5 protein-coding genes are annotated in these 10,029 nt (G+C 50.5%); 2 read left to right on the top strand and 3 right to left on the bottom strand.

Translation table 11 applies throughout. The annotated features are described in order from the left end of the window. Positions 1–349 precede the first annotated feature (349 nt). Complete coding sequence (locus ACUVQO_RS20860) at positions 350–700, bottom strand: DUF1815 family protein (RefSeq protein ID WP_445927752.1); 351 nt, start codon at positions 698–700, stop codon at positions 350–352. Positions 701–1,604: 904 nt separating this feature from the next. Here ACUVQO_RS20860 and hflX point away from each other — a divergent pair. After that, positions 1,605–3,305 (top strand): GTPase HflX, encoded by a 1,701-nt coding sequence (gene hflX / locus ACUVQO_RS20855; RefSeq protein ID WP_445927751.1) that lies wholly within the window; start codon positions 1,605–1,607, stop codon positions 3,303–3,305. 120 nt (positions 3,306–3,425) lie between these two features. Here hflX and ACUVQO_RS20850 read toward each other — a convergent pair whose 3' ends face one another. Next, the gene (locus ACUVQO_RS20850) at positions 3,426–8,186 is read right to left on the bottom strand and encodes a translocation/assembly module TamB domain-containing protein (protein WP_445927750.1); all 4,761 of its coding nucleotides are present in this window, start codon (positions 8,184–8,186) and stop codon (positions 3,426–3,428) included. Between the two features lie 98 nt (positions 8,187–8,284). Between ACUVQO_RS20850 and clpP the strand changes: the two genes are divergently transcribed. Further along, on the top strand, positions 8,285–9,031 hold the full coding sequence (clpP, locus tag ACUVQO_RS20845; protein WP_445927749.1) for an ATP-dependent Clp endopeptidase proteolytic subunit ClpP: 747 nt from the start codon (positions 8,285–8,287) through the stop codon (positions 9,029–9,031). Between the two features lie 81 nt (positions 9,032–9,112). Here clpP and ACUVQO_RS20840 read toward each other — a convergent pair whose 3' ends face one another. Then, complete coding sequence (locus ACUVQO_RS20840) at positions 9,113–9,961, bottom strand: hypothetical protein (protein ID WP_445927748.1); 849 nt, start codon at positions 9,959–9,961, stop codon at positions 9,113–9,115. Positions 9,962–10,029 lie beyond the last annotated feature (68 nt).

Genomic DNA, 10,029 nt, shown 5'->3' with positions numbered 1-10,029 from the left:
CGTTGGAACGCTCTTGGCGTTGTAAGGTTGTGGTCATAGTTCCGTAATAAGTGCTGTAAATGAATGACGGGTATGTATGAATCGGTTGACTGAAGCAACCGTAAACAAAACATAACAAAACCTCTCAGCTTTGTAAAGAAGTATGAGCAAAAATTTCTGGTTTGTAGCAAGTGGCGGATTTTTCCAGGCTGAACCCCCTTAACCGACTCAGCCCAGGCTCTCTTTACAGAAACCTAGGCTGCAAGGGTATGGAAGTAACTGGTTGCTCAAGCCTTTCTGAACGATCTCGATCGCTGAGTACCTCAGCTGCAAGGTTCTGAAAGCCGCTTGACTCTAAGGAAATTCGGGGTTAACCCACACTTTCAAGCGCGATCGTGGGTCGATACTGGGAGGGTTTGATTTGATATTTCACTAGATTGGCCAGTTCCTGCAGTTGGCTAATTGCTTCCGCTCCTTCCAACTTCATCAGTTCACGATCGTCCCGCATTTCAGTCCAGGTGATGCCATAGTCCGATACCAGAAAGCGAATCAGGTGGTTATCTGCCAGACTCACCATAAAAGATGCACTATTCATCTGACCGCCACAGGTGTAGCAAGAGGCCAGATAGCCTTGCCGTTCCAGGACAATGGCCAGCGCTTGAAGATTCATGACCAGATCCTGAACGAACTGGCGGTGTTGCTCTGCTAGACGGATGAACACGATTGACCTCCAATCACCACACCTAATTCTAAACCTTTTTAAGAATTTCTTAAGAAAATAGCTTGAAACTCTTGGGCAGATGGATTAAGAAATACCTGAAGTCCTAGGAATAGCCACTTAGAACCCTCCTCTGAGTATAACGAACGCTTTGCAGGATTAAGGTATCAATAAAGACAATTATTGACATAGTTAAGTCCCTCATCTTGTTAAACTAAGTCCAGTTAGAGAACGGTCATTTTCCTATAAGAGAAACTCCGGTTCTGGGCTTGGACAAGGTTTAAATAGAAGCTTGAAATTTGAGCGTTATCTATACTCCAACCAGTTTAGCTGAACTGATATCTTCTAGTCTCTATCAACTTACGGTCTACACCTCAAACCACGACACATGAGGCGCTTGAGCGATCAGAATGGCATTGAAGAAGTGTTAACAAAGGGGTAATTTTTCTGCTTAAGATGGTGGAGCAAAGCCTGAATCAGGAAACAACCGAATCAGTTGAGTACCTGACTAAAATAAAATCTATAAATAACTATTTGATTGGATTTAGAACGATTTTTGCGGGATCGCGTATCAACCAGAAGGAAAAGCGTAGATTATTGATAAAGTTAAGAAATCTATATAAAGATATTTAAATTCCATTATTTGTTTTTCTAATCTTTCTTTAGAGGATGCTTTAAAAGCCTGTCTCTTGGTCACCCTGGCCACTGAAGTGGCGATTATACGAAGAAAACCGCCGACGCAGGTTACTAAAAACCCTTATTTTATTGAGTCTGCATCGGCAAATTTTGTGAGTGTAGTCGCGGTTTTAAGCACCGGATACTTTTCAAAGGTTCTCTTACAGGTGCTTTTGCATCAGGTGGGCGATGTCACATCAGACGCGATCGCTAGAATGAGAGAGAGTCGCGTTTGGCCAGAATACTTATCGAATCAGTCTACGGAAATCTGCAAGGCATCAAGTCCAGTCAACTTAAGCAGTTACAGCGGCTTTATCAACAACGGCTGCCGGGAGATTGTTTGACAACTCCCGAATTTGCCCAGCGAATTGCCGCGATCAGTACCGACTTAGGTCAACCTATTTGTGTCTACATCAATCGTCGGGGACAGGTGATTCGGGTCGGTGTGGGAACCTTGAGGCAAACCCGGATCCCCCCGCTAGAACTGCCGCGTTACGGGGCAGAACGATTAAGCGGGATCCGCTGTATTTCCACTCAGCTTAAATTGGAGCCTCCCAGCGAATCAACTCTGACCATGATGGCGATTCAGCGGTTGGATGCCTTAGTGCTATTGACGTTAACGGGAGGTGGCTTTGAACGTCGGGGGGGTGGCGCAACTGGGTACATCAAGGAAACTTACCTGGCCCATTTGGTGCTCCATCCAGAAACGAACTGGACGGTTTCACCTCCACTCAGCCTGGATGCGCTGACGAGTCAAGATTTTTCTAGCCTGGTAGAAGGCTTAGAGGAAGAATTCCGGCGCGAATTTGTTGGACAGGCGGTGGATCAGCAGGGCGATCGCGTGCTGCTGGTGGGTTTGCAAACAGATGGCATCACGACTCAGCGCTTTCAGGATGGGCTAGAGGAAGTTACGCGGCTGGTGGAAACAGCAGGTGGAGAAGTTTTACAAATCCTGAAGCAACGCCGTTCCCATCCCCATCCCCAAACCGTGGTGGGCGAGGGCAAAGTGGAAGAGATTGCCCGTGCTGTGCAAACGATTGGCGCGAATTTGATTGTCTTCGATCGCGCGCTCTCTCCCGCCCAGGTGCGTAATCTGGAGACTCAGATTGGAGTGCGAGTGGTTGATCGCACGGAATTGATTCTGGACATCTTTGCCCAGCGTGCTCAGTCGGGAGCCGGAAAATTACAAGTGGAACTGGCCCAATTGGAATATCGCTTACCCCGACTGACTGGCCGAGGACAGGCGATGTCTCGATTAGGAGGCGGGATCGGCACACGGGGGCCAGGGGAAACCAAGCTGGAAACAGAACGACGAGCGATTCAACGGCGGATTTCTCGCTTGCAACAGGAGGTAGACCAATTGCAAGCCCACCGTGCCCGTCTGCGGCAACAGCGCCAGCATCGAGAAGTGCCTTCTGTAGCGGTGGTTGGTTATACCAATGCGGGCAAGTCCACCTTGTTGAATGTGATGACCAATGCTGAGGTATACACAGCCGACCAGTTGTTTGCTACCCTAGATCCCACTACTCGCCGCCTGGTGGTTCCTAATCCAGTGAACCAGGAACCGTTGCAGATTCTGCTCACTGATACCGTGGGATTCATTCATGAACTGCCCCCGTCCCTAATGGATGCCTTCCGGGCAACGTTGGAAGAAGTTACAGAAGCCAATGCCCTGCTGCATGTGGTAGACCTATCTCATCCCGCGTGGCAGAGTCATATTCGATCAGTGATGAGCATTCTGTCGGCAATGCTGATCGCCCCTGGCCCAGCCCTGCTTGTCTTTAACAAAATTGATCAGGTCAATGGAGACACTCTGGCCCTGGCACAAGAAGAACATCCCCAGGCGGTTTTCATCTCAGCCAGTGAGCGTCTGGGTTTAGCAACTCTACGTCAGCGATTAGGGCGGTTGGTTCATTACGCAGTTTCCTGTTAATCCAGTTTTTACGCTCTCGTAGTGCATAGTTGTATTGACACCAAGGTGATACTGGTAGGATGCTGTTAGCGTTAGCGTAACGCACCGATCCAATGGGAAAAACCCCTCGTGTCATTACAGCTAAAATCTTGCTTCGTATTCCAGCGTGGCTCTAGAGTCTCCTGAAAAATCGGTTGAACCGCGCAATAGTAAGTTGTCGTTGATGCGATAACGCAAACCAATTTGTGCAGCCTGATTGTTGGTTAATACCTTGAGTAAGGTGACAGAGAGGGCAGGGGTAATATCGATCGCTGCTTCCGCAGCTAATCCCAGCGTTGAAGTTGTTGTCGCCGTTCCTCCCCGACTATTGTTATTTTCACTACTGTAGGTGGGGAAAAGTCGAAACTCGCTCAACCCTAATGCTCGGCCAATGAATGTTTGAACATTATTCAGCAATGCTGATCTTGCCAGACTGGCGACCCCGTATAGCGGATCTCTACCGAGAGTATCAATAAAGCTGCCTCCAATCAGGGCCACAATCTCCTCCTCACTCCGGGGTGGACTACTCGATAATTTGAGATTTTCAGACAAACGGCTGGCTACCCCCCGTACTTCCGCCCGCACCTGTACTGTTTGCAAAGATCCCAAGCTGGTTGCTGGAGTCGGGATATCGAAAATTTCAGAGGGACTGAGGGCTATCGGTTGGCGACGATTGACGACCTCGGAAACCAGAGCAATCATCCGGACATTGAGTTCTGGATCCAATTTGTAGGCAGGAGTAAAGGTGGCTGTTTGTGGATAGCCCCGTTCCAACGTGAATTGCGTAGTAAACAAGTTGATTTGCCCGGATAGGAGCCGAATCGTACCTTGAGGCTGTAAATCACTCAAACTGCCATTAATTTCCAAATTACCCGTGGCCACAAAACTAAGCAGGGGAAGCTGGGTAATCGTAACTCCTCGGCCCAGTTCCAGCTGTAAGCCTGCAAACTCGATCGCGGCGTTTTGTTGCCCCCCTGTTCCTGGTGCTGCAGCCGTTTGGGTCTGATCTGGGAGGAAAATTTGTCCCTGACTTAGGACTACTCTGCCGCCGAGAACTGGATCGAGAGCTGTTCCTGTCACTGTAACGTTGCCATTGACCCCACCCTGGTAGACCCCTTTCAAATTCAGGCGAATCTGCTCTAAAGCTACGGATAATGGGTTTTGTGCATCCGGATCGGTAGTGGCTAGGGGGTTTGCCAGGGGAATCACACCCGCAGCAGCAATCTTTCCGTCACTAAACGCCCCTTGCAGCCGCTCCACCCGAATGCGATCGGTATCAAACCGAGCGCTTCCAGTGACATTGGTGAGCAGCTCTGGCAGAGCTTTGCCTTTGAGCGTGGCATTGTCTACTCTGGCAATCCCGTTGGCGATCGGGTTGGTTAACGTTCCCCGTACCTGAACACTCACCTCACCCTGGCCATCCACCCAACTGACCTGATCTGTAAAGACGTTCAGCAAAGCCAGGCCCTCATTTTTGACGTTGATGTCCAGACGGATGGCATCACTGGCTGAAGCTACACTGGCAAATGGCAGCTTGAGGGGGATGCTGCCCACAAGATATAGTGGCTCTGGCTCTACCACGGCTAACGTACTGGTGAAATCCAGGCGAGCATTGGCATAGGTAAAGCTGCCTCGGGCTGATTGGACAGGCGTATCATTGAGTACCCCATTTACCAGATTCAGAGAGCCGACAACCTGGGGATTCTCAAAACTGCCAGAAAGGGTTGCCGTCGCATTCAGCAATCCTTCAACGTTAAAGGGTAGAGCGACTACAGCTTTAAGCTGATCAACGGGCAAGTTTTCCAGCCGCAATTGTCCTGATTGTTGCTTTCCTAACACCTGTCCCGAAAAGGCAATTACCGCATCGTCAGACTGTAAGCGCAGGGGTAAGAAGGTGAGGCCGTTTGTACTGTCAAACGTGCCGATCGCCACCACTTGGTTGGCCGAAAAGCGTCTCCATTTAAAGTTCTCGCCTTGCAGATTGAAGTCTGCTTTGATCCCCGTTTTGGAGGAAATGGTGGTATTAATCGTGCCTGTAAATTGGCCGTTCAGATCTCGCAAGGGAGGAATCGGTGCATCTTCCTGTTCTTTTTGGATCTGAGCCAGGAGCCTTGCGATCTCGGTGATCCGACGCAACTGATCCTGAATCGGCACCCCGATCATGTCAATCGGAACGGTTTTCAAATCGGCGATCGTGCCGTAGTTAGGGGGTTGGAAGCCGCGCTGAAAGTCCTGTAAGTCAAAAATTTGCAAAGTTTCCAGCACATCCTGCACTTCTCCCCTGACCACATTGATCTGGCTCTTGGCTTCCAAGCCTCCAGTCAGGTTAGCAGTGGCAGCAATCTGAAGCAGGGTATTGCCCCGTTGCAGTTGACCATTGGTCAGGGTCACCATTCCATTCGCGAAGCTGATCTGACCACTAAATTGATTCGCTCGATAGTATCCCAAACCAGGTTGCAAAACGGTGACATCCCCATTCGCGGTTCGTCGATCCCAATTAATTGCCAGGTTGCCGCTTAACTGGCCACTGGGTGCATACTGGGGAGGGAACCTAAATCCCTGGAGTAATTCCAGCGGAAAATTACCAATCTGAGTCAGCAAGAGGCCGTTCTGGGTGCGCCCCTGGGCAAAAGCGTCTCCTCGCCGAATATCGAAGGCAATGGGACGAAATTGGGCATCTAAGACAGCAGCAATGCGATCGCGCTCTCCTCGTAAATCCAGCCGTACTCCCGGCCCGTACTGTACTCGACCCTGCAAATAGGGATCAAAAGCTACCTCGTTCAACACAAAGTTTTTCAGAGCCAGATTGCCATCCACACGAGGGGCCGCCGGAGTACCCGTGACCCGTCCTGCAAAATCTGCTCTGCCGGAAGCTCGTAAGTTTTCCGGTAAGCGGCTAGCCACTTCTTGCAGGTTGAAGTCACTGAGGCGAACGTTCAAATCTATTCCGGTTACGGATGGAGTTCCTGCAACATTGAGGGCGATCGTTCCATTAGCACTAAATCCGGGTGCAGTAGCTTGCTGCAATAACAGCTTCTCACCATTCCAACGGGCCTGGGCAACTAAAGGACCTTGCAAGAGAGAAATTCCTTCAGAGAAGCGGGCCGTTCCCTGAGCCTGAATGTTAGCGGGATTGAAGGAAGACAGGGAGCCAGACGCTTTGAACTGACCGCTGAATAATCCCTTTAAATCTGGGGAGAAGCGACTTAAGGGGATGCTACTGGCCGTGAGTACACCACGCCATAGGCCATTGGCCGCGACCCCTTCCACTCTGGCTGTACCACCTGCGACATTAAAAGACGTATTTTTGAGAGTGATTATCTCGTTAGCGATCGAGATTTCACCAGCACCTGCATAAGTAGCTTCAGGAGCCTGCCAGCGAACCAGGGTTTGTGGTGCACTGGCCGTTCCCGAAACTTGAGCGATCGCACTCACAGGGCCAATCTTGATAGGGGACGGATTGCCGTTATTGTAAGCAGCCGCAACAGGATCCCCCGGCACCCTGGAGACCAGGAAATTAAACGCTAATTTGGGATCCAATTTACCGGCAGCATTTTTGTTTCCCAGATCAATGCGGCCTTCTCCGGTGACCTGTCCGCCAGCGCTAGGAGTTACCTTGATATCCTGAATTAAAATTTCTTCTGCCCCTGTATCCAGCTTAAAGGCGGTACTGTATTGGCTCACGTCGATCCGATCGATCTGACCAGGCTTCGTGCTGCGGGCCACTCCACTGAGAATGGGTTTTTCCTGGGGGCCAGTCACCTTTAAGTCAGCCGTCACTTCACCACTCACCGGAACGGGCAGTGTTAGTTTCAAGGTTTTTGCCAGATTAGGGAGGCTGGTAGGTTTTACCTTAACGGCCAGATTAATAGATTTACCTAGCTCGATCGTGCCATTCGCCACCCCTTGCGCTTTGCCATAAAAAGCATTGACGTTATCTAACTGAATGGTTTCTCCCCGAAACTGCAATTTTCCCCTGGCCTGGGTAAAGAGCTGCGGCACCTGGGGAATGGCCATCGTGGTATCGGTAAACTGAGCCGTGCCATAGATGGGTGGAAACTTAACATCAGGACTCAGTTCTACTGTGAGGTTGCCGCCGCCGCGCCCTTTTGGGAAATCAAAGGGAAAATTGAGCAGACGGCCAACTTCAGCTAACAGAAAATTATTGGCTCGCACCTGCAGCTTTGTGTCTTGAGAGGGCAGCCGGGATTCTCCTTTCAGGTCCAGATCCCCACCCGTTGTCGATCGGGCCGCCAGTTCATACACGAATCGTTTGTTCTTATCCAGGAAGTCAACCTTACCGTTGACCTGATTCAAGATCACGGGCGATCGCTTCCCTGCGGTTTTTCCTAAAGACAGTAGCTCAACGGTGCCCTCCCTGGCCCGAATCGTTTTCAGTTCAATAAAACCTTCTTCCTCTTGTTGTTTCAGCCGGGTTGTAATCCATCCGTCCTGCTGTTGCTCCAAAAAAATGTCAGGTTTGACCAGAGTGACATCCAGTGCCAGCTTCCGGGTGAGTAATGTTTTCAGCGGATTAAAAGATGCTTCCACCGCTGCCACCGTGGCCCGATCGGTATCATTGGCTGTTGGTGGAATCGAGGAAGGCCCTAACCGAATGCCGTTCAAACCCAACCCCTCCACCTGGCCTACTTTCACCGGACGATTCAGGGTTTCACTGAGATTTTTCGCCACGATCGGTGGAAGTTGCTCCTTAACAAAATTCCAACCCCACCAGGCAACTGCGCCAGTCCCAGCCAGTAACCCCATCCCGACAGGAGCCACCACCCGTCGCCATCGTCTGCGATGAGTAGGAGAAACGGGTGCTGGATTGGGTTCCCGATCTGGAGGGGGGATTTGAGTCATGGAGATGCAGGAAGGATACAGGAGAAAATATACCGTCTACACTACTAATTCTCGCACCAGAGTCAAATAATTTGGATGAAGTGGACGGTGAATAGTGGATGGTGGATGGTGGATTGTATCAAGTTCGTCATTGGTCATTGGTCATTGGCGAAGAACAAAGGACAGAGGACGAAGGACACCCCCTCACCCGAATTCCTCCCGACTCGGTAGAATGGGGAAAACTCACTCAACACAGTCAGTCCATGATTCCCACCGTTATTGAACAGTCTGGTCGAGGCGAACGTGCCTTTGATATTTACTCTCGCCTCCTGCGGGAAAGAATCGTTTTCCTGGGGCAGCAAATTGATTCCGACCTGGCAAACCTGGTGGTTGCTCAACTGCTGTTCCTGGATGCTGAAGATCCGGAGAAAGACATTTACCTGTACATCAATTCCCCTGGGGGTTCTGTAACAGCGGGAATGGGTATTTTTGACACCATGAAACAAATTCGCCCTGATGTTTGCACCATCTGTTTGGGGTTGGCAGCCAGCATGGGAGCCTTTCTGCTGAGTGCAGGTACTAAAGGCAAGCGAATGAGTCTGCCCCATTCTCGGATTATGATTCACCAGCCCTTAGGGGGCGCTCAAGGTCAGGCTACGGATATTGAGATTCAGGCCAAGGAAATTCTGTACCACAAGCAGCGGCTGAATGAATTACTAGCCGATCACACTGGACAACCCCTGGAACGCATCCAGGAAGACACCGAGCGTGACTTTTTCATGTCTGCCGACGAGGCCAGAGACTACGGGTTAATTGATCAGGTAATCGATCGCCGCCCTTCTGCCACCCGACCGATAGCGGCATAGTAGAGTTAAGAATTAAGAGTTAAGAATTAGGGCAAGGATTTACTTGCAACTCTTAACTCTTAACTTTCAACTCTTAACTCTTTATAGTCCATTTGCCGACGGTAGCGCCCTTAAGTAATTCAAAAAGTCCATCAATTCGTCAACTTCCAGCTTTTGACGAGTTGATTTGCGGTAGGTACGCTTCAGATAGTCCCGTCCTTCCTGTTTTGTCCAACCAATTCGATCCATCTCAATATCGGTTAGAGCAATGAGAGAGGAGAGGTCTTCCGGTTCTTCGGGAGTCGGGACGATCGCTGGTTCTGGTTTGGCAGGTTTGGCTGGGACAGGACGATCGGCAGAAGGTTTAGAACTGGCCTTATTTGTGACTGAGCGTGGGGACGGTTCAGGAATGGGTGGGGGAAACTCTTGGGCTGCATACTCATCACTGCTGTCATACACTTCACTGAACTCTTGAGGAACCTCTTCCAGTGTCTCAGTAACCTGCTCTGAGAAATCAAAATCTTCACCTGTGGTGAGAGAAGTAATGGTTTCCAGGGGGTTGTAAGTGGGGAGCGGTGGCTGTTCTTCCTGCTTGGCCTCTACTGGGGGAGCCGCCTGGGTCGGTAGTGAGAAGCGGCTTTCTGTCTCGAACGACTGGTGGCGTGAATTCGGCCCATTCAGCAGCGATGGTATATCTGGCAAGGTGCTTCCTCCCGCTTCGATCGCGATCCCTAATACCGCCAAGACTCGTCCCCTGGCTTGATCCTCAGCTTGCTCGATCGTGGGTGCCGCTGCCATTGCTGTAGTTAAGATCGTCCCTCCTGCCTGCACCAGAGCACGAACCACGTACTGGCCTTCCTGGATGTGTATCAGTTCCGTGACTAAGGTGCTGCTGGGAAAACGATTCTGTAATTGGGTAAACACCGAAGGAGTGGAGGCAGGATAGTGCATGAGCTGAGGCCGAACGACATCCGTGAAAAGACTGCTAGTTACAATACTCTACCTAAATCCGTCGCAGT

The sequence above is a fragment of the Leptodesmis sp. genome, assembly GCF_052746595.1.
Note: the sequence above shows the minus strand (reverse complement) of the source record. Positions and strands in the feature narration are given on the sequence as shown.